This window comes from Glycomyces sp. NPDC049804 (genome assembly GCF_040674615.1).
Taxonomy (GTDB): Bacteria; Actinomycetota; Actinomycetes; order Mycobacteriales; family Micromonosporaceae; genus Glycomyces; species Glycomyces niveus.
This window is the reverse complement of the sequence record NZ_JBFAMQ010000005.1, coordinates 398282-416185: the sequence shown is the minus strand read 5'-3', so window position 1 is coordinate 416185 and position 17904 is coordinate 398282. Positions and strand designations below refer to the sequence as shown.

Below are 17904 nucleotides of genomic sequence, written 5' to 3'. Positions count from 1 at the left end.
CATGCCGCAGAACCCGTCGGAGCGCCACGCCCACGACGCCGCCCGCCTCGCCGCGCTGATCGAATCGGCGAAACCCGAAGACTGGTCGCGCCCGAGCCCGGTCGCGGCCTGGACCGCCCTCGACGTGGTCAAGCACCTCATCGAATGGTCCCGCGGCTTCCTCAAGGGCGCTGGAATCGAGTTGGCGCCCTTGGACATCGAAGCCGACCCGCTGGCCGCCTGGCGGCGCCACACCGCCGACGTCCAAGCCATCGTCGACCACCCGGCAGGACGGGTGCTCAGCAACCCGAACACCGGCGACAGCCCGGTAGACGAGGCGATCGACCAGTTCTACACGGCCGACATCTGGATGCACTCATGGGATCTCGCCAAGGCCCTCGGCCGCGAGCCCGATCTGGGGGAGGAGCGCTGCCGCACCGCGCTGGCGGGCATGCGGCCGATCGAGCAGCTCTTGCGCGACAGCGGCCACTTCGGCCCGGCGATGCCTGTCGCCGACGACGCCTCGCACCAGGACAAGCTGGCCGCCTTCGTCGGCCGCGATCCGGCCTGGCAGCCCTAAGCGGCACCGGGAAGTACTCGCTGCCCGCCCGCCGCCCGCAAGCGCGGCGTCTCGTGCGGGCGCGCACCGGCTCAGCGTTCGACGGGCTGCGGCCTGCGGCGCGGTGACCGTCCGGGTCGGTTGATCGAACGGGGGAGGTGAGGCCGGGCGGCGTCGGCGGGTCGCGGAGCGGCAGTGGGGATCCGCGCCAGGGGCGCGACGGTGTCGAAGCGCGGCACGGTCGGCGCGGGAGCCGAGGGCTCCGGGTATGCGGTCGTCTCCGCTTCGGCGACGGCCGCGCGGAGACCCTGTTCCGGCTCTTCGCAGAGGTCCACCGGCCGCGGCCCGAACGCATTCGGAAGGTCTGCGACGAATCGCAGGGTCCGGACCCGCAGGGAGACACCGGAGACCTGCACCCGCCACACGGCCAGCGTCGTGCAGCGGACGGCCCGGAACAGCCAGTCCGCGGGCATCGTTCCTCGACAAGTGTCGAGCAGTGTCGTCAATGTGCGATCCATGATCGGGCCTTCCGTGGGGTCGTCGCGGTCGCGGCCGCTGACCCCATTGTCGGCAGTAGGGGACTGGTTCGACAATGTCGTGTTCGGGAACGAGCGTTCAACGTTCGTGAACGACCGCCGGCAACTGCGCCTTGATCCCCGACTTCTCGGCCGGGCCGAATTCGCGTGCCAGTCGCGCGAACGACCGGATGAGTTCGGATTCGTTGTCGGCCTTCCAGATGAGCGCGACATCATGCACCGCCGAGTCCGCCAGGGGCACGTAGACGATCTGAGGCCGAGTGTTGAACCGGGCCCACTGCTCGCCGAGGACGCCGATGCCCTTGCCCGCCGCGCAGAGCGCGAGCTTCGCCTGGACGGTCTCGATCTTCGCCACGAACTCGATGGGCTTGCCGCTCGGCGTGACCTGGGGCAGGAAGTCGTCCAGCCATTCCCGCGGCGCGGACGCGGTCACCACGGGTTCCCCGTGCAGGTCTTCGAGGGTGGCGGACTCTCTGGAGGCGAGATGATGCGATGTGGGCACCACGAGCATCATCCGCTCCCGGAGGACCACCGGCCCGATGACGTAACTCGGGTCGTTGACCGGGAGATACAGGGCGAGGACATCGATTCGTCCGGACTGCAACGCGCTCAACGGATCGCCGACCTCCACCTCCAACACCACATGCGCCTCCGCGTCATCGTGGAGTCGGCTGAACGCGTCCGCGAGGTCGGCGAGGTGCTCGCCGGTGGCGGGCCCGAGGAACCCGAGTCGGAGTTCCCCGGCGGGTTGCCGGGCCGCCTCCACCGCGTGCGCGAAGGCGGCGGTGATCGCGGCGTGGGCCGGGGCGAGCTCCTCGCGGAGGAGCTTGCCGATGTCGGTCGGCTCCACCACGCGGTTGGTGCGGGTGAACAGGGGCGCGCCGACCCGCCGTTCGAGCTTCTGGATGAGCTGCGTGACCCGCGCCGGGGCGATCCGCAGCCGCTCGGCGGCGCGACGGAAATGCAGCTCCTCCGCCAGTACGAGGAAGGCTTCGATCTCCTGCCGTTCCACCCGGCGACCTCCGTGGTTCAATCAACGTGAACGTCTGTTGACGATCCATTATCGTTAGCCCGCATCACGATTCGGTATCGGACAACCGAGTGTTCGCGGTGGCGGTGAGGTGTTCGTGAATGAGCTTGCGGTCCGCCGGGGCGGCGTGCTCGGTCGCACAGCGAAGGCCGGCAACCGCTCAGCGGTTCCCGGCCTTGCGCGGTCGTCGCGGCGGCGGTTTCCAAGGTCCGCGGTGACGACCCGGCCCCGCGCTGACAAACGCCCTGGCAGCCAGCCGGTTGCGACGTCGTTCTCATTGTCTTCGGTGATGGCGTGAGTTTCATCGACGATCTCGACGGTCAATGCCTGCCCCCTGAGCCGGTGCCGAGGTAAAGCTACGGACGAAGGCGCTGGAACCGGACCCTGAGTGTGCGGAGTACCAGGGCACCGGTCCGCCACCGCGGGCGACCGCGACCGCTCCGGGGCGGCATTCCGAGAGTTGTTCCGGTCAAGGCTTGACCCTCAGGTAACCGGAGCCCATAGCGTGGTCGGCATGAGTCATCGCGAACTGCTCAGCATCGGTGAGTTCTCCCTCAAGACGGGCCTGTCGATTCCGGCGCTGCGCCACTACGACGAGGTCGGGCTGCTACTGCCGGCCCGGGTCGATCCCGGCACCGGCTACCGCCGCTACCGGCTCGACCAGGCCCCGCAGGCGACGCTGATCCGCCACCTGCGGTCAGTGGACGTGCCCATCGACCAGATCCGCACCATGCTCTCCGACCAGAGCGGCCACGACGTCGCGGCTGTGCTCCAGGCGCACCGCGAGCGGCTCCTGGAGCGGGCTCATGCCATCGCACGACTGGCCGAGACCCTCGGCCGACACAACGAAGAAGGGACCGACATGAAGACAGTCAAGGAGGACCGGGTGGTCCAGGCGACCCTTCCGGCTGGGGAACTCGAGGCGACCGTCAGCTTCTACACCCAGGCCTTCGGCCTCGAGTACGACGAGAGCATTTCCTCGTTCCAGTTCGGCGCGTGGGAGACCGACTCGTTCTTCCTCCTGACGCTCGATGCGGCAGCGGGCACCGACGGCGGGTTCGGCCCCGCGATGTTCGGGCTCTACGTCGATGACCTCGACGCCGCCCACTCGGCCGCACTCGCTGCGGGAGCCGCGCTCGTCCAGGCGCCGTTCGAGACCGACTACGCGCCGCGCCGTTCCGTGGTCGCCGACCCCAGCGGTAACCGCATCTCGCTCACCCAGCGCTGACACGCGGCTCCGGAGGAAGCCTGATCACCCTTCCCCGGAGAACTCCGCAAGGTTCGTTCACGCATCAGCGCAGAAGAACCATGCCGCAGGGAAACTCGAAGACAAGTTCAAAGGCCGGGAGCCGCAACTGCGGTTCCCGGCCTTCGCCTGTATGTCTGAGTTTGTCAGCCTGCGGCGTTGATCAGGGCACCAAAGTCCTTGGGGGACAGGTCGAACACGGGGGAATCCGTGTCGAGCTTCGAGTCCCGCAGGTGGAAGCCTGCGTCATCGGAGCAGAAGGCGACCTCGACGCAGTTGGAGTTGTTGTCAGCGCCGCTGAGGGTGCTCTTGCGCCAGGCGCGGCGGACTTCGACGCAGCTCGAGTTGTTTCCAGAGCCGCTACGGGTGCTCTTGCGCCAAACGGAAACGCCTGTCGTCATCGTGGTAGACCTCGATCCGGATCGCCTTTTTCCAAAGCATCTTGCGGACCTCATCGTAACTTGCGATACGTGTCGGATCGTCGATGAGCCAGCTCGAGTCGAGAGCTTCGGTGTAGGCAAATGGCGGGCCCGCGAGCTCGCTGGCCTCCTTCATGTAGATCTCGAAGTTGCTTCGCTGAGCGAGCACCGGGCCAGGCAGAACGCGGATCTTCACACCCGACTTCCTGCTCCAGCGATGGAGGTGCGCGATCTGGTCTTGATAGAGCTCCTGCGAGACCTGCCGCAGTTGGATGAGCGCGGTCTCCCCGATGAGGAACTGGAGTTCGGGCCGGTCGGTGCGCGCCGCGATGGTCTGTTGGCGGCCGCTCTTGAAATCCCAGCCGTTGTCGACCCATTCGTCCGAGCCGGGCTCGGCTTGCCGGGCGACGATGTAGTGGTACTCCTGGAGCTGGAGGATGCCCGGGATCATCAAGGCGTCGAACTTGAAGAAGAAGCCGTAGTGCTGTTCGGCCAGGGCGATGAACATCGCGTTGAACCGCTGATCCGCCTCCAGGGCCTCTCCGTTCCGGCGGCTGAGCGCGACCTGCACCATGTACTGGGCCGTTTCCTCGCTCAACCCGCAGGCGGCCGCGAGCCCTTTGATGGTCTTGGCGGGCGGGGTTGCGCGCCCCGCTTCATAGGCGCGATAGGTGTCCGTGGAGTAGCAGACCTCTTCCGCGATTTCGCGCTGCGTCTTGTCGAGTGCGAGACGACCTTTCCGGAGCATCATTCGTGTGAACCACGAGCCGAGTTCCGTCTGCGCCATACCTGCCCCCCAGGCGTTCGGTCCTTCATGCGAACTCTCACTATCGCACAGTCCACTTCAAAACCGATGCTGTGAGAATCGCTGCGTGAGTAGGTAACCGTGTAAAACCAGCGGTTGATTAGATACGGTCCAAGTCTCACGGTCCCTTTGCGCCGCAGTGAGTTTCATCTTGTGACCTGCGAATTCACCGTCTAGATTCATGGTTGTCGCGAACCGAGACTTGAAGTGCGCGGCATGGCAGGGAGGCTCGGAGCTGCGATTCTGGCTCCGCGATCTCCTCTGTCGGATTTCCGATACTCAGAAGGGGGACAAGCGATGACGGCCAATCGCCAAGGGGTTGAACGGGGTTCGTTCAGCGACGACTACCGGACCTACCGGGTCCGCGCATCGGGTGCAGATGCGCCCGACTCTTTCCAAGTCCTGACGGGCGATCACGACGACATCGTGCTGATCGTCTCCGGGCTCAACTCCGGTGACCTGAAAGCGACTTGGGGGCCGTTCTGGCGGTCGTTCAAACCCACCTGGAAGATCTGGGTTGAAGAGGCGGCCTTCCGCGTCTTCGAGTGCGGGCGCCAAGAGATCAACTCCGCCCCCGCCTCGATCCGGTTCTGCCGTGGCTAAGACCATGGTCGCAGCAGCCGATGAAGGCCGCCCCTACAACCTCCGCTCCGACGGTGAGCCCGGCATCCACGGCCACCTCGGGAGCTTCCGCCGAGGCCCGGCCGTCTTCAGCCTCTACGAGATCCCACCCGACCGGGGCCAGTACCCGAACGGCCCGACGGTCTACCTGATCGATGTCGAAGACGGGGTGGGCGCCCGTGAGTGCTGCCGCTTCACCGACGACCCGGAAGACCTCCCGGTCTGGAACGGCGCGTGGAACAACGATGAATGGTGCATCTGGATCCTCCGCCGCGCCTTCGCCTTGATCGCCGCACCGGATTGAGACCGAGCGATACCACCGAACACCATCGGCGAGAGGGCGGGTCCGAAGCGGATCCGCCCTCTCGACCACGTTCCGAGACACCATCATTACGCCACCGATATGCAACTGTGATGTTTCTTGGCCGCGTCTCCCCTTCCGAGTGGGTCACCCGATCCACGGCATGCGAGCCACGAGGAGTCAAGATGCGGAAACGACACGCCATCGGGGCGGCGGTGACGGCGACTGCGGTCGTCGGCGCGGTCGTCACCGGCGGACTGATCGCCAACGCCGAGACGAACACGACGCCGTCGCCATCCACCGCGGCCAACCAGGCCGGCATCACCGCCCCAACGGTCATCCTCCCCACCGGGGACGCCGTGACGATCTTCGAAGACGGCACCATGGGCGTCAAACCCGCGCCCGGCCGCGAGGACATCGGGTTCGTCTCGATGTACGAGCCCGGAGCCGGCAACGAGCGGCTGGTCATCCCGCGCGATGTGGCCGCCGAGATCCAAGCGGGACACGAAGACCCGCGCCGGTACAACGTCACCGCACTCGCCGCCGCAGGCCACGCGGACGCCGCCGCCGTCGAAGAGTCCGAACTCGACGCATTCGCGGGCCTTCCGCCGAGTGCAGCCCAGGCCGAAGCCGAGCGGCAGCAGACGCAGACCCTCACCGTCACCCTCAAGGACCGCACCGGCAAAGCGCCGCAAGACAACTGGGTGCTCTGGGCCGACCTGGACGACCCCGATCACTGGGGCCGCATCGAGTTCGATGAGAGCGGCGTCGGCACCGTCGAACTCGAGCCGGGGGAGTACGCCCTCCAGCACTCGATGTGGAACGAGGCCACCGACACCGCCCGCGGCGAGATTGTCGCCGGCCTGACCGCGGTGACCATCGGGAAGGAACCCGAAGCGCTCGTCATCGACGCCGCCGAGGCGGTGCCGCTGACCATCGAGGTCGAGGAGGAGGACGCCGCATACGAGCGGGGCATCCTCACCCTCAGCGCCTCCGGTGAGGCGAACTCGGTCGGCACCGGCGACTTCATCGGCGCGCGGGACGACGTGTACATGCTGCCGGAACCGGACCTGCCCGGCTTCGACCTCGGCTTCCTGTACCAGGCCGTGCTCACCGGCGATGACGACGACGAGGCCTACCAGTACAACCTCGCCTTCCACGAGCGCGGGTCGTTCCCCGACGAGGGCGAGTTCAAGCCGTCCGAGGACCACCTGGCGGCCGAGGAGACGGCCTTCAACAGCCTCGGGGTCGACATCGAAGGCTTCACCTGTGACTACGGCGACACGAACCCGCAGCTCGGCCCGGGCCTGTGCGCCATGATGCCGACGTCGTTCCCCTCGGAGCGGACGGTCTACTACACCGCCGACCCCGAGATCGAATGGTCCGGCTTCCATGAGGGCGGCGTGTACGTCGATGAGCTCCAACTCGTGGACGGCTTCTACGACTCGAAGGACCTCGGTTCGCTGGAGGCCGGGGAGACCGACCGCTCGGTCGTCCAGGGGCCGCTCTCCGCCGGGCCGGCCAACTCGATCCTCTACACCTATGAGGACGTGCCGTTCCTGTACGCGGCCACCAAGCCCGCGTACAGCGGCAGCGACGAGGACCTGACGCTCGTGGGCCACAGCGCCCGCGCCGTCCTGAGCACCGATGACCAGAAGGTCGGCGTGCTCGAAGGGATCGACCCGTGGGGCGGCTACGAGTTCGACCTCACCGGGTTCGACGAGGGCCGGTACACCCTCGAAGTCGACTCGACCAAGAGCACCGACACCGCGCTCCTCGGCACGGCTGCCACGCAGACCTGGAACTTCGACCTCGACCCGGCCGCCGCGACCGACGAAGGGACGACACTCGCGCTCCCGGTCGTGCTGATGCGAGCGGAGGACGTCGAAGGCGGCTTCGTCGAGGACGAGGACGAACTGGAAGTGACGCTCGACCTGGTGGTCAACGAGTACGCCCCGGAGGTCACCGCAACGGCGATGACCCTCGAAGTCTCCTTCGACGACGGCCTGACCTGGGACGAGGTCGAGATCGACCGGGACGGCAACTCCGCCACCGGCACGATCGAGCACCCGGAGGACGCTGAGTACGCCTCCGTGCGGATGACCGCCGTCGACGACGCGGGCACCGAGGTCACCCACACCTTGATCCGCTCGTACGGGCTCCGCTAGCGCCGAGGACGAATCGCGAGCCGGGACCGCCGCCGGTCCCGGCTCGCCCTCCCGACCGCCTTGCACCGCTCGTATACGGTCGGTTCGTCCGCCGGCGCCCCACTGGTGCGCCGCTGGTCCCCACTGCTCCGAAACCCTGAGAGCGACCGCATGTCGTATCCGCCTCCGCCCGCGCCGCAACCCGAATTCCGCCCCGCGCCCCCACCGGCGCCCCCGCGGGCTCCGCACCGGATGCCTTGGTGGGCCAAGGCGCTCATCTCGATCCTCGCCGCGGTCACCGCTCTCCTGCTGGCGTTCGCCGCCATCGAGCTCGTCTGGATCGGCAAGCAGATCGACTGGTTCTTCTCGGTCGGCGAATCCGATGACCCCACCGGGCCGCCGCCCGAGGGCGCGGGCGACTTCAACGAGCACGTCTGCCTTGAGTTCGACCTCGCGGCGTTCGACGAATTCACCGGCGGCACCGCCGAGTTCGCCAGCGCCACCGCCTTCCCCGACGAGGACCCCCGCGCCCTCCACTGCCACTTCCGCACCGCGGCAGGGGAGAAGCTGAGCATCGCCGTATTCGCGGGCTCCGAAGAGGACTACGCCGCCGACGCCGTCCTCGAGAACCGCGAGGGGTTCGAGGGCGCCGCTTGGGCGGTCGAAGACCTCGCCACGGGCAGCCTGGTCGGCTACAGCCGCGTCTTCCCAGGGGAGTCATGGGAGACGTACGGCGTCGAGCTCGGGTACGAACGGATCATGATCAGCGTGACGCTTGAATACGAGCCCGGCGCCGGAGCGCGTGAGACGGCCGTCGAAGTCGCCGACACCGCCGCCAGCGCGGCGCTCAACCGGTTCCTGGACTACGCGTAGCGCGGTCCGCGAGCGACAGCGCAGGCCGCCGTCGCCGGCGAAGGCGGGGAGGTCGCGAGGGCGTTCCACGCCGGCACCGCCTGGGGCCGAGCCCGGGCGAAGGCCGTGCGGACTTCAGCAAGGTGCATTTCAGATACCGCTTGTCATTCGGATACCGTCATGTATCTTGGGTGCGTGAACCAGGAAACCAGGACGCGGCTGACGCGTAAGGAGAGCCAGGAGGAGACGCGACACCGCCTGGTCGCGTCCGCGATCGAGCTGTTCGCGCAGGCGGGTGTGGCGGCGACCTCGCTGAACGCCGTCGCCGAGCACGCGGGCTTCAGCCGCGGGGCCGTGCACGGCAACTACGACGGCAAGGACGCGCTCGCCGCGGCCGTCGCCGAATCGGTGGTGGGCGCGCTCGGACCGGAACTCCAGCGGGTGCTCGCGGCCCCCGAGCCCAGCGGCGACCGACTGGCGGCGTACATCCGCGCCTTCCTGCGGTACTGCGCCGAGCGGCCGCACGCCGCCGGTGCGCTGATCGCGGTGGTCGAGTACTTCGGCCGACGCGACCCGCAGCACTACAGCGAGCGCGCCGCGGCCTCCCTCGACGACCTGGTGGGCCTGTTCGAGGACGGCCAGCGGCGCGGCGAGATGCGGGCCTTCGACGCCCGGACGATGGCGTTCGCGGTGCGGACCGTGCTCGACAGCGCTGCGCTGAGGCTCTCCGCCGGCCAGGCCGACGCCGCCGAACTGACGACCGAAATCGCGGCGATGTTCACCGCCGCCACCCGTAAGGAGGGCACCCCGGCATGAGCCGCACGTACCGCATCACCGTCCGCGGCCGGTTCGCGGACCTCACTGCAGCGCAACGGGAGCAGTTGCGCGGCGCGCAGGCCGAGCACGACATGTTCGCCGCGAGGTACACCCCGGAGGGCGCGTTCCTCTACGGACCCGAACTGGTCGGCTACCAGTTCCGCTACCTCCTGAGCGTCGACGAGGCGAGCCCGGAGGACGCCGATCTCGCCGCGCGGCTCGAGGCCGAGGAACTGGCCGAAGCGGGCATCCGCGAGCGGGGCTTCCAGGGCCGGATCACCGACACCGCACTGACGTGCGTGGAGGACATGAAGATCCGCGGCGGCAGGCGGCGGTCCTGACCGCTCACCATCCGAACCCGAATCACAGATTGCGAGTAGATCCCATGACGCAGTACTTCCTGACCGTGCCGCACGATTCGGCCGAAGAGCCGACCATGGAGTCCATGCGGGACTTCGACCCCGCCGAGATGGAGGCCCTGATGGCCGCCGTCGGCAGGTTCAACGCCGACCTCAACGAAGCGGGCGCGTTCGTGACCGCGGACGGACTGCAGCCGCCGTCGAGCGCGATCACCGTGGACGCCACCGGCGAGACGCCCAAGCGCACCCCCGGGCCGTTCGTAGAGGCCGCCGAGTACGTGGGCGGCTTCTGGATCATCGAAGCCCCGAGCGAGGAGCGGGCGCTGCAATGGGCCGAGCAGGCCTCGGCCGCACTCGGCTCGCGCATCGAAGTGCGCGCGCTCCAAGAGCAGCCCGAATAGTCGCGCCGGCGCGGCCCCCTACCGAGACGTCGGGGGCTGCGCCGTTCCCGGAGCGGCCCGGCCTGCGGTCGGCTAGCATCGGCGCGTCGCCCGCGAGTCGGAGGAGGGCCCATGAGCGGGGAGCGCGATCTCCAGAAGCTGCTGCGCGGCATGCGTCCTGAACTGCATCCGGGCCCGTACGTCTTCACCGCCGTCACGGCGGCCGCCGCTCCGCCAGGTGTCGCACCGGTGGTCACGGTCGCCGAAGCGGAGGGCCTGACCCTGGTCATGACCCGCGAGGAGGCGGAGCGGGCGGGCCTGGGCTACGACTACGAGGCCGCCTGGATCACCCTGCGCATCCACTCCGCGCTCGACGCGGTCGGCCTCACCGCCGCCGTCGCAACCGAACTCGCCGCAGCCGGACTCAGCTGCAATGTGGTCGCCGGGTTCTACCACGACCACCTGTTCGTGCCGTACGAGCACGCCGACCGGGCGCTGGCGATCCTCGAGGCGCTTGCGAGTCCCGGCGCCTGACCCCGCCGCTTGTGCGGGAGTTACCCTCGCGTGTAGTACGGAGCGCCCCCGGCAACAACCCTGCCTCGGGGAAGCTGAAGGCAGGCTGAAGTGCTGCGGGGGCGATTGCGGCGTGCGGTGGGTAGCATGCACCCGGCGGCCGAACGGCCGCCGCATCCTGATCGGGAGGTCCGAGGCATGGGTGGCGAAGGGCGGCAAGGGCGGTGACCGCCGCTTTCTTTACCGGGCTGGCCCTGGGGCTGGCGCTGATTGTGCCGATCGGAGCGCAGAACGTCTTCGTGTTCGGGCAGGGCGTGACCCTGGGGATGCCGAGGGCGCTGTGGGCCGTCATCGGCGCGGGCGTGTGCGACACGATCCTGATCGTGCTCGGCGCGGCCGGGACCTCGGCGCTGCTGCACTCGGTGCCGGGCCTGCGGCCCGCGATGCTCCTCGCGGGCGCGCTGTTCCTCGCCTACCTCGGCGTGAAGTCCCTGCGCGCCAAATCGACCGAACTCGACGATGAGACCGGTGTCTGGTCGCGGGGGCAGGTGTTGCGCCGGACCATGGCCGTCTCGCTGCTCAACCCGCACGCCATCCTCGACACCGTCGGCGTGCTCGGGGCGGCGATCACCGCCCAAGCGGTCGGCACGCGTGTGCCGTTCGCGCTCGGTGCGGTGACCGCCTCGTGGGCCTGGTTCCTCGTACTCGCGGCGGCGGCACACGGTTTGCGGCGCTTCATGACCAAGGAGCGGCGGGTCTGGTTCGACCGCGTCTCCGGGCTGATCCTGCTGGTGTTCGCCGGGTGGCTCGCAGTCGAGTTCGTCCAGACCCTGGTCTAGGGCCCGGGTCAGGCTCCCGGTTCGATCCGCAGGAGCTGGCCGGTCTCCAGGGCGGCCCAGACCGCGCCGTCAGGGGCGATCGCGATGCCGTGCGGCTCGCTGTTCGCGAAGGGGATGTCGTGCCCGGTGACCGTGCCGCCGGCGCTGAGGTGCCCGATCCGGTTGCCGCCCCACTCGGTGAACCAGCAGCCGCCCTCGGTGTCCGCGACGACCGCGTGCGGCCGCGCGCCTTCCTTGAGCGCGTAGGCGGTCACGGTGCCGTCGGCGTCGAGGTGCCCGACGCGGTCGCCCATGATGTCGGCGAACCACACCCGGCCGGTTCCGGCCGCGATGCCGACCGGGGCGGCGCCCGGCAGTTCGAGCGGAATGACCTCGACCGCGCCGTCGTCGCCGACGCGCCCGACCGATGCCCTGGCGTTCAACGTGAACCACACGTCGCCGCCCGGCGCGATGGCGAGTGCCGAGGCGAAGGCGCCGGTGGCCGGGATCGCGAACCGGGTCAGCGACCCGTCGGTGTCGATTCGTCCGATGTGGTCAGTCCCGGATTCGGTGAACCAGACCGCGCCGGTGCGGTCCACGGCGATGCCGTAGGGCCCCGCGCCTTCGGCGAGTGGCACTTCGGTGAGCGCGCCGTCCGCGCCGACGCGGCCGATCCGGTGGCCCTTGAACTCGGTGAACCAGGCCGCGCCGTCGGGTGCGACGGCGATGACCGTGGGCTGCGACCCGGCCGCCAGCTCGGTGTACTCCGGTTCGCCGCCCGGCGCGATACGGCCGACCCGGTCGCCTTCGGCCACGGTGAACCAGGTCGTGCCGTCGGGTGCGAAGGCGATTCCATACGCGCCCTTGGCGACGTCGACGGTCCTCATCAGATGGTCCTCTCCTCGGGGTTCGCCCGATCGGGGTTGTGAAGGAATATATATCGACAACGAGGCATGCCGCCTCGATCAGCCGTTCTCGCTCGCCGTCGCGACGGGCGCGGCGGCGACGCCGTTGAGGACCAGGTCCATCCACCGCTCGCGGGCCCTGGCCGGCTGGTCGGAGGGCGCGGTGGCGAACAAGAGGAAGAAGTCGTCCACCGTCAGGTCGGCACGGAAGCGGCCGGTATTCTTGCCCGCCTTGAGGATCCGGTCCATCGCCGCCATGGCGCGGGTGATCGGCCGCTCGATGTCGTACTGCGCGCCGAGCGACTGCGCCGCGGCCTTGGCGGCCTTGTCGCTCGCCGCGAGCTCGACGGCGCCGAGGAGGAACCGCCGGAGCTCTTCGAGCGCGTCCGCGCCGGCCTCCATGCGGTCGGCGGTGGCCTCGACCTCGTTCATGATCCGCTCGAGGTGGGATTCGATGACCGCGGCGACCAGGGCGTCCTTGGTGGGGAAGTGGCGGTAGAGGGTGCCGACGGCGACGCCGGCCTCCTCAGCGATGGCGTCCATGCGGACCTCGGGGCCGTGGACGACGATCTGCCGGTCGGCGGCCTCGAGGATCTTGGAGCGGTTGCGCGCGGCATCGGCGCGCAGTGGGCGTTCCGCGCTCATCCCTCTCCTCTCGTTCGACCGCATCGTAGGGCATCGCGACCCGTGTGACGCCCGTCGCCGGGTTTGCAATAACCTGAATCATGGTTCATGATAAAGATGAACTCAAGTTCAGCTTACCTCGCGGACCGGATCGCCCGACCGCGAAGAAACCGGAGGCCCCGATGAGCACCAAGCAGAGCGCCAAGCCCTGGACCGCCGCCGACATCCCCGACCAGACCGGCCGCACCGCCCTCGTCACCGGCGCGAACAGCGGCCTCGGCATCGAGACCGCCCGCGCGCTGGCCGGGCGCGGCGCGCACGTGATCCTGACGTCCCGCTCCGAGGCCAAAGGCCGCGAAGCCGTCGCGGACATCCGCGCCGACCACCCGCGCGCGAACCTCGAGGTGCGCACGCTCGACCTCGAAGACCTCGACTCGGTGGCCGAGTTCGCCGACCGTCTGAACGCCGACCGCAACCGGCTCGACCTCCTCGTGAACAACGCCGGCGTCATGGCCCCGCCGCGCTCGCTCAGCCCGCAGGGCCACGAGCGCCAGTTCGCCACCAACCACCTCGGCCACTTCGCGCTCACCGGGCGGCTCCTCGGACTGCTCGAAGCCGGCCGCGACCCGCGCGTGGTCACCGTCTCCTCGCTCGCGCACCGGCACGGCAAGATCCACTTCGACGACCTCACCGGCGAGCAGCGGTACAGCGCCGTCGGCTACTACGGCCAGTCCAAGTTCGCCAACGCCGTCTTCGGCCTCGAACTCGACCGGCGGCTGCGGGCGGCGGGCAGCCCGATCCGCAGCCTCATCGCGCACCCGGGGTTCTCCGCGACGAAGCTCGTGGCGAACGGCATGAACGCGCCCGTGCGGCTGCTCGCGAAACTCCTCATGCCGTTCGCCACCCAGTCCCAGGCGCAGGGCGCGCTGCCGCAGCTGCGCGCCGCCACCGACCCGGCGGCGCAGAGCGGGGAGTACTACGGCCCCAACGGCAAAGGCGAGCGCATGGGCGCGCCGGTCGTGGTCCAGACGATCCCCGAAGCGAAGGACCGCGAGACGGCCGCGCGGCTGTGGTCGGTCTCGGAGGAGCTGACGGGCGTCACCTTCGCGTTGAGCGCAGCCTGACGCAGGACCTAAGGCGTCGTCTCGAGGTGCCGGAGGACGCGCGCGGCGATGTCCCCGAGGGCGTCCAGGTCCTCGGGGGAGATCGCGTCGAGCACGAGGCGCCGCACGGCGGCCACGTGCAGGGGCGCGGCGACCTCGATCGCCTCGACGCCCTGCTCGGTGATGGTCACGAACGCGCCCCGGCCGTCCTCGGCGCACTCCTCGCGCGCGACCAGGCCGCGCTTGATCATGCGCGCGATCTGGTGCGAGAGGCGGCTCTGCTCGAAGTCGATGTTCTTCGCGAGCTCCTGGAACCGCAGGCGGCCGGAGGGCTCGTCGGTGAGCGCCACGAGGATCGCGAAATCCGGGCCGGAGAGCTTCGACTGCGACTGGAGCTCGCTGCCGAGGCGGGCGGTGAGCTTCTGGTTCAAGCGCACGAAGGCGCGCCAGGAGCGCTGCTCGCGCGGGCTCAGCCACGGTGTGTCGTCGTTCATGATGGCGCCATCCTACCTGGTCATTGACACATCATGTACCGTCGCGGCATTTCGGCGGACCGCACACCGGGGGCGAGTCTTAGCGGACCGCCCGGAATCGTGGAATCCTGGGGCGAAACGGGATCGAGCGCGAGGGGCCCTTTCTGATGGCGAACGAGCAGTACCGACTGCGGAGCATGCCGGTGGGCACCGGCGCGACCGGGACGCGGACCGAGTCCGACTCGATGGGGCCGATCGAGGTCCCGGCCGAGCACTACTGGGGCGCGCAGACCCAGCGCTCCCTGCACCACTTCGCGATCGGCGAGGACCGGATGCCCACCGCCGTCTACCGGGCCTTCGGCCGCGTGAAAGAAGCCGCCGCGCTGGTGAACGCCTCGCACGGCCTGCTCGAACCGGTGATCGCCGAGGCGATCGTGGTCGCCGCCGGAGAGGTCGTCTCGGGCGACCTCGACGCGGAGTTCCCGCTCTCGGTGTGGCAGACCGGTTCCGGGACGCAGACCAACATGAACGTCAACGAGGTCATCGCCAACCGCGCCAACCAGCTCCTCGGCGGCGGCATCGGCACCAAGACCCCGGTGCACCCCAACGACCACGTCAACCTCAGCCAGTCCTCCAACGACAGCTTCCCCACGGCGATGCACCTCGCCACCCTCCTGGCCCTGCGCGACCGCACTCTGCCGCAGCTGGACGCGCTCACCGAGACGATCCGGTTCAAGGCCGAGCAGTGGGTCGACGTCGTCAAGATCGGCCGCACCCACCTTCAGGACGCCACGCCGCTCACCGTGGGCCAGGAGTGGTCCGGGTGGGCCGCGCAGCTGCGCGACGCCCGTGTGCGCCTTGAGGACTCGCTCGCGAGCATCTGCGGCCTCGCCGCCGGCGGCACCGCCGTCGGCACCGGCATCAACGCCCCCGAGGACTTCGGCGAGGCCATCGCCGCGAAGCTCGCCGACCTCACCGGGCTGCCGCTCGTGACCGCCCCGAACAAGTTCGCGGCACAGGCCTCATTGGACGGCATGGTCGCGGTGAGCGCGGGCCTGCGCGGCGTCGCCGTCGCACTCATGAAGGTGGCCAACGACATGCGCTGGCTCGCCTCGGGTCCGCGCGCGGGACTCGCCGAACTGCGCCTGCCCGCCAACGAGCCGGGCTCGTCGATCATGCCCGGCAAGGTGAATCCGACCCAGCAGGAGGCCACGCTGATGGTGTGCCTCCAGGTCATCGGCGAGGACTCGATCGTGGCCGCCGCCGGCGCGCAGGGCCATTTCGAGCTCAACACCATGCGCCCGGTCGTGATCGCCAACGTGCTGCACTCCGCCCGCATCCTCGGCGACGCCGCCGAGAAGCTGAAGGACTTCAGCGTCGAAGGCACGCAGCTCGACCGCGCGAAGATCGCCGAGCACGTCGACCGCTCGCTCATGCTCGTGACCGCCCTCAGCCCGCACATCGGATACGACAAGGCCACCGAGATCGCGCACAAGGCCGACGCGGAGGGCTCCACGCTGCGCGAAGCCGCGCTCGCCCTCGGGGTGAGCGCCGCCGACTTCGACCGCATCGTCGATCCCGCGACCATGGTCGGCCACCCGCGGCGGGACCTCGGCCTCGATCCGGGCCGGTGAGACCGGGCACGATCGGCGCGGATCGCGAAACATTCGCGGCCGCACGGGCGTTGCGCGGCATATGAGGACTCCGCACCCCCTCCGGCTCTCGCTGCTCGACCGCGCCGTGATCGCCGGGGGCGAGACGCCCGCCGAGACCCTGCGCGACGTCGTCGCCAACGCCAAGCAGGCCGAGGACCTGGGCTTTCACCGCTACTGGGTGGCCGAGCACCACAGCGTGCCCGGCATCGCCGGCTCGGCGCCCACCGTCCTGGCCGCGGCCGTCGCCGCTGCGACCTCGCGCATCAGGGTCGGCACCGGCGGCGTCATGCTGCCCAACCACCGGCCGCTGGTGGTCGCCGAGCAGTTCGGCGTCCTGGAATCGCTCTTCGAAGGCCGCATCGACATGGGCCTGGGCCGCACCCTCGGCTTCGTCCCGGCCGTGCGGGCCGCGCTCGGGCACGACCTGGACGAGGCCGACGACTTCGACGCGCTCCTCGCCGAACTCCTCGGCTACTTCACCGGTGAGCAGGCGGCCCACCCCGGCGTGCACGCGCGACCCGGCGAAGGGCTCCGCCCCGAGCCGTTCGTGCTCGCGGTCGGCTCAGGGGGCGAGTACGCCGCCCGGCACGGCGTAGGTCTGGTGATCGCCCCGTCCAAGGGGCTCAAGGCGACCCGCGCCAAAATCGACGACTACCGGCGCGACTTCCGGCCCTCGGGGTGGCGGTCCGAACCGTACGTCGTCGTGGCGCAGAGCGTCGCTGTCGCCGAGACCCGCGAGGCCGCCGAGGACCTGCTCCTGCCCGAGTTCTGGTCGACCGCGCTGTCCCGCACCAAAGGCGAGTTCCGGCCGCTGCGGCCCGCGGACGAGATCAGGGCCGCCGAGAAGACCAGCCGCGAGTCCAAGCACCTCGAACAGGCGCTGACGGGCGCGGTCTACGGCACCGCCGACGAAGTGGCCCCGCGCCTTGCCGACCTGGTCGAGGCCACCAGCGCGGACGAACTCCTCATCGGCACCTCCTCCTACGACCGCAAGGCCCTCTTCGACTCTCACCGCCGCCTCGCCGAACTCGCCGGTCTCGCAACGCGGTGAGCGGTCAGCGGTCGCGGAAGTAGTGCTTGGCGGCCGGGAAGTTGAGGAACGAGATGAGCGCGAACGCGCCGCCGACCATCAGCAGGACCGCGACCCAGTCCAGCACGTCCACCCACTGCGGCGTGGCCGCCACGACCCACTCGTTCGCCTCGTTGCTGTAGTCCATGCCGCCGCTGTCCTGCGGCAGGAGCGAACGGTGGGCGAAGAAGTCCCGGTTGAGCCGCGTGAAGAAACTTGCGGGCATGCAGCATCCGACCGCGGTCCAGGACATGATGAGCGTGAGGAACCGCGCGGTCGGCGCGCCGCGGCTGTTAAACGCGGCCAGCAGCGCGTAGCAGGCGGCGAGCAGCACATAGAAGCCCGCCATGGCGGTGAATGCGCCCTGGACCACGAGGTCGATCTCACCGGAGGCGATCTCGAAATCCCCCGTGATGTCGTGGTGCATGAGCCGCTCGGCCTCGCCGCGCACCGTCTCTTTCACGACCAGGAAGCTGACGGCGGTCAGGACCAGCATGACGACGGTGAGGCACTGCGTCCACACGACGGCGGCGACGATCTTCGGCCGCGGCTCGAACGGCGGCGGGAACTGCGGGTCGTGGTACACCGGGGGATGGGCCATGGCGACCTCCGTTCGCAGGAGCAAAGGCCCCGATAGTAAACCGCTGCCGCACAACGGCATCGACCACGCCGAAGCGCCGCAATCGGTCCGATC

At 69.4% G+C, this 17904-nt stretch carries 21 protein-coding genes; 14 read left to right on the top strand and 7 right to left on the bottom strand.

What is annotated here, in order from left to right; translation table 11 throughout:
- The first annotated feature begins 1 nt into the window (after position 1).
- Positions 2 to 559, top strand: coding sequence for a maleylpyruvate isomerase family mycothiol-dependent enzyme (locus tag AB0K52_RS11015; RefSeq protein WP_363529440.1), 558 nt, complete (start codon positions 2 to 4; stop codon positions 557 to 559).
- A gap of 594 nt (positions 560 to 1153) precedes the next feature.
- Here the strand turns inward: AB0K52_RS11015 and AB0K52_RS11010 are convergent.
- A complete protein-coding gene (locus tag AB0K52_RS11010) occupies positions 1154 to 2086 on the bottom strand; it encodes a LysR family transcriptional regulator (protein ID WP_363529437.1) in 933 nt (310 codons plus the stop codon).
- Positions 2087 to 2618: 532 nt separating this feature from the next.
- Here AB0K52_RS11010 and AB0K52_RS11005 point away from each other — a divergent pair.
- Positions 2619 to 3332 carry a MerR family transcriptional regulator gene (locus tag AB0K52_RS11005; protein WP_363529434.1) on the top strand — a complete coding sequence of 238 codons (714 nt, stop codon included), beginning with the start codon at positions 2619 to 2621 and terminating at the stop codon, positions 3330 to 3332.
- 164 nt (positions 3333 to 3496) lie between these two features.
- Here AB0K52_RS11005 and AB0K52_RS11000 read toward each other — a convergent pair whose 3' ends face one another.
- On the bottom strand, positions 3497 to 3751 hold the full coding sequence (locus tag AB0K52_RS11000; protein WP_363529431.1) for a DUF397 domain-containing protein: 255 nt from the start codon (positions 3749 to 3751) through the stop codon (positions 3497 to 3499).
- On the bottom strand, positions 3711 to 4556 hold the full coding sequence (locus AB0K52_RS10995) for a Scr1 family TA system antitoxin-like transcriptional regulator (protein WP_363529429.1): 846 nt from the start codon (positions 4554 to 4556) through the stop codon (positions 3711 to 3713). Before AB0K52_RS10995 ends, AB0K52_RS11000 begins: the two co-directional genes overlap by 41 nt.
- A gap of 315 nt (positions 4557 to 4871) precedes the next feature.
- Between AB0K52_RS10995 and AB0K52_RS10990 the strand changes: the two genes are divergently transcribed.
- The 9 genes from AB0K52_RS10990 (at position 4872) to AB0K52_RS10950 (ending at position 11402) form a co-directional block, all read left to right on the top strand.
- The gene (locus AB0K52_RS10990) at positions 4872 to 5177 is read left to right on the top strand and encodes a hypothetical protein (RefSeq protein ID WP_363529426.1); all 306 of its coding nucleotides are present in this window, start codon (positions 4872 to 4874) and stop codon (positions 5175 to 5177) included.
- Entirely contained in the window at positions 5170 to 5499 is a 330-nt protein-coding gene (locus AB0K52_RS10985; protein WP_363529423.1) for a hypothetical protein, read from the top strand. The genes AB0K52_RS10990 and AB0K52_RS10985 overlap by 8 nt, the downstream gene beginning before the upstream one ends.
- A gap of 182 nt (positions 5500 to 5681) precedes the next feature.
- Complete coding sequence (locus tag AB0K52_RS10980; protein WP_363529420.1) at positions 5682 to 7664, top strand: hypothetical protein; 1983 nt, start codon at positions 5682 to 5684, stop codon at positions 7662 to 7664.
- A 231-nt stretch (positions 7665 to 7895) separates the two neighbouring features.
- Positions 7896 to 8516, top strand: coding sequence for a hypothetical protein (locus AB0K52_RS10975; protein ID WP_363529417.1), 621 nt, complete (start codon positions 7896 to 7898; stop codon positions 8514 to 8516).
- 174 nt (positions 8517 to 8690) lie between these two features.
- Positions 8691 to 9311 (top strand): TetR/AcrR family transcriptional regulator, encoded by a 621-nt coding sequence (locus AB0K52_RS10970; RefSeq protein WP_363529414.1) that lies wholly within the window; start codon positions 8691 to 8693, stop codon positions 9309 to 9311.
- Positions 9308 to 9652, top strand: coding sequence for a DUF6204 family protein (locus tag AB0K52_RS10965; protein ID WP_363529411.1), 345 nt, complete (start codon positions 9308 to 9310; stop codon positions 9650 to 9652). The genes AB0K52_RS10970 and AB0K52_RS10965 overlap by 4 nt, the downstream gene beginning before the upstream one ends.
- Positions 9653 to 9696: 44 nt before the next feature.
- Complete coding sequence (locus AB0K52_RS10960; protein WP_363529408.1) at positions 9697 to 10071, top strand: YciI family protein; 375 nt, start codon at positions 9697 to 9699, stop codon at positions 10069 to 10071.
- Between the two features lie 111 nt (positions 10072 to 10182).
- Complete coding sequence (locus tag AB0K52_RS10955; RefSeq protein WP_363529405.1) at positions 10183 to 10584, top strand: ACT domain-containing protein; 402 nt, start codon at positions 10183 to 10185, stop codon at positions 10582 to 10584.
- A 203-nt stretch (positions 10585 to 10787) separates the two neighbouring features.
- On the top strand, positions 10788 to 11402 hold the full coding sequence (locus tag AB0K52_RS10950) for a LysE family transporter (RefSeq protein ID WP_363529402.1): 615 nt from the start codon (positions 10788 to 10790) through the stop codon (positions 11400 to 11402).
- 8 nt (positions 11403 to 11410) lie between these two features.
- On the opposite strand, the gene AB0K52_RS10945 is transcribed toward AB0K52_RS10950, so the two are convergent.
- Positions 11411 to 12268 carry a virginiamycin B lyase gene (locus AB0K52_RS10945; protein ID WP_363529399.1) on the bottom strand — a complete coding sequence of 286 codons (858 nt, stop codon included), beginning with the start codon at positions 12266 to 12268 and terminating at the stop codon, positions 11411 to 11413.
- Positions 12269 to 12346: 78 nt separating this feature from the next.
- On the bottom strand, positions 12347 to 12931 hold the full coding sequence (locus tag AB0K52_RS10940) for a helix-turn-helix domain-containing protein (protein WP_363529396.1): 585 nt from the start codon (positions 12929 to 12931) through the stop codon (positions 12347 to 12349).
- Positions 12932 to 13092: 161 nt separating this feature from the next.
- Here AB0K52_RS10940 and AB0K52_RS10935 point away from each other — a divergent pair, with 161 nt between their 5' ends.
- Positions 13093 to 14034, top strand: a complete 942-nt coding sequence (locus AB0K52_RS10935) for an oxidoreductase (RefSeq protein WP_363529393.1) — start codon at positions 13093 to 13095, stop codon at positions 14032 to 14034.
- 8 nt (positions 14035 to 14042) lie between these two features.
- Here the strand turns inward: AB0K52_RS10935 and AB0K52_RS10930 are convergent, their stop codons facing one another.
- Positions 14043 to 14507 carry a MarR family transcriptional regulator gene (locus AB0K52_RS10930; protein ID WP_363529390.1) on the bottom strand — a complete coding sequence of 155 codons (465 nt, stop codon included), beginning with the start codon at positions 14505 to 14507 and terminating at the stop codon, positions 14043 to 14045.
- 146 nt (positions 14508 to 14653) lie between these two features.
- Here AB0K52_RS10930 and AB0K52_RS10925 point away from each other — a divergent pair, with 146 nt between their 5' ends.
- Together AB0K52_RS10925 and AB0K52_RS10920 are read left to right on the top strand one after the other, a co-directional pair.
- Positions 14654 to 16120 carry a class II fumarate hydratase gene (locus AB0K52_RS10925; RefSeq protein ID WP_363529387.1) on the top strand — a complete coding sequence of 489 codons (1467 nt, stop codon included), beginning with the start codon at positions 14654 to 14656 and terminating at the stop codon, positions 16118 to 16120.
- Positions 16121 to 16181: 61 nt separating this feature from the next.
- A complete protein-coding gene (locus AB0K52_RS10920) occupies positions 16182 to 17192 on the top strand; it encodes an MsnO8 family LLM class oxidoreductase (protein WP_363529384.1) in 1011 nt (336 codons plus the stop codon).
- 4 nt (positions 17193 to 17196) lie between these two features.
- Here AB0K52_RS10920 and AB0K52_RS10915 read toward each other — a convergent pair whose 3' ends face one another.
- Entirely contained in the window at positions 17197 to 17811 is a 615-nt protein-coding gene (locus tag AB0K52_RS10915; protein WP_363529381.1) for a hypothetical protein, read from the bottom strand.
- Positions 17812 to 17904 lie beyond the last annotated feature (93 nt).

What these genes read in the sequence shown, in the direction of transcription:
- AB0K52_RS10935 (WP_363529393.1), top strand. Translation starts at nt 13,093, where the DNA reads ATGAGCACCAAGCAGAGCGCCAAGCCCTGGACCGCCGCCGACATCCCC.
- AB0K52_RS10980 (WP_363529420.1), top strand. Translation starts at nt 5,682, where the DNA reads ATGCGGAAACGACACGCCATCGGGGCGGCGGTGACGGCGACTGCGGTC.
- AB0K52_RS11015 (WP_363529440.1), top strand. Translation starts at nt 2, where the DNA reads ATGCCGCAGAACCCGTCGGAGCGCCACGCCCACGACGCCGCCCGCCTC.
- AB0K52_RS10975 (WP_363529417.1), top strand. Translation starts at nt 7,896, where the DNA reads ATGCCTTGGTGGGCCAAGGCGCTCATCTCGATCCTCGCCGCGGTCACC.
- AB0K52_RS10960 (WP_363529408.1), top strand. Translation starts at nt 9,697, where the DNA reads ATGACGCAGTACTTCCTGACCGTGCCGCACGATTCGGCCGAAGAGCCG.
- AB0K52_RS11000 (WP_363529431.1), bottom strand. Translation starts at nt 3,751, where the DNA reads ATGACGACAGGCGTTTCCGTTTGGCGCAAGAGCACCCGTAGCGGCTCT.
- AB0K52_RS10965 (WP_363529411.1), top strand. Translation starts at nt 9,308, where the DNA reads ATGAGCCGCACGTACCGCATCACCGTCCGCGGCCGGTTCGCGGACCTC.
- AB0K52_RS10915 (WP_363529381.1), bottom strand. Translation starts at nt 17,811, where the DNA reads ATGGCCCATCCCCCGGTGTACCACGACCCGCAGTTCCCGCCGCCGTTC.
- AB0K52_RS10940 (WP_363529396.1), bottom strand. Translation starts at nt 12,931, where the DNA reads ATGAGCGCGGAACGCCCACTGCGCGCCGATGCCGCGCGCAACCGCTCC.
- AB0K52_RS11005 (WP_363529434.1), top strand. Translation starts at nt 2,619, where the DNA reads ATGAGTCATCGCGAACTGCTCAGCATCGGTGAGTTCTCCCTCAAGACG.
- AB0K52_RS10930 (WP_363529390.1), bottom strand. Translation starts at nt 14,507, where the DNA reads ATGAACGACGACACACCGTGGCTGAGCCCGCGCGAGCAGCGCTCCTGG.
- AB0K52_RS10990 (WP_363529426.1), top strand. Translation starts at nt 4,872, where the DNA reads ATGACGGCCAATCGCCAAGGGGTTGAACGGGGTTCGTTCAGCGACGAC.
- AB0K52_RS10920 (WP_363529384.1), top strand. Translation starts at nt 16,182, where the DNA reads ATGAGGACTCCGCACCCCCTCCGGCTCTCGCTGCTCGACCGCGCCGTG.
- AB0K52_RS10925 (WP_363529387.1), top strand. Translation starts at nt 14,654, where the DNA reads ATGGCGAACGAGCAGTACCGACTGCGGAGCATGCCGGTGGGCACCGGC.
- AB0K52_RS10945 (WP_363529399.1), bottom strand. Translation starts at nt 12,268, where the DNA reads ATGAGGACCGTCGACGTCGCCAAGGGCGCGTATGGAATCGCCTTCGCA.
- AB0K52_RS10955 (WP_363529405.1), top strand. Translation starts at nt 10,183, where the DNA reads ATGAGCGGGGAGCGCGATCTCCAGAAGCTGCTGCGCGGCATGCGTCCT.
- AB0K52_RS10995 (WP_363529429.1), bottom strand. Translation starts at nt 4,556, where the DNA reads ATGGCGCAGACGGAACTCGGCTCGTGGTTCACACGAATGATGCTCCGG.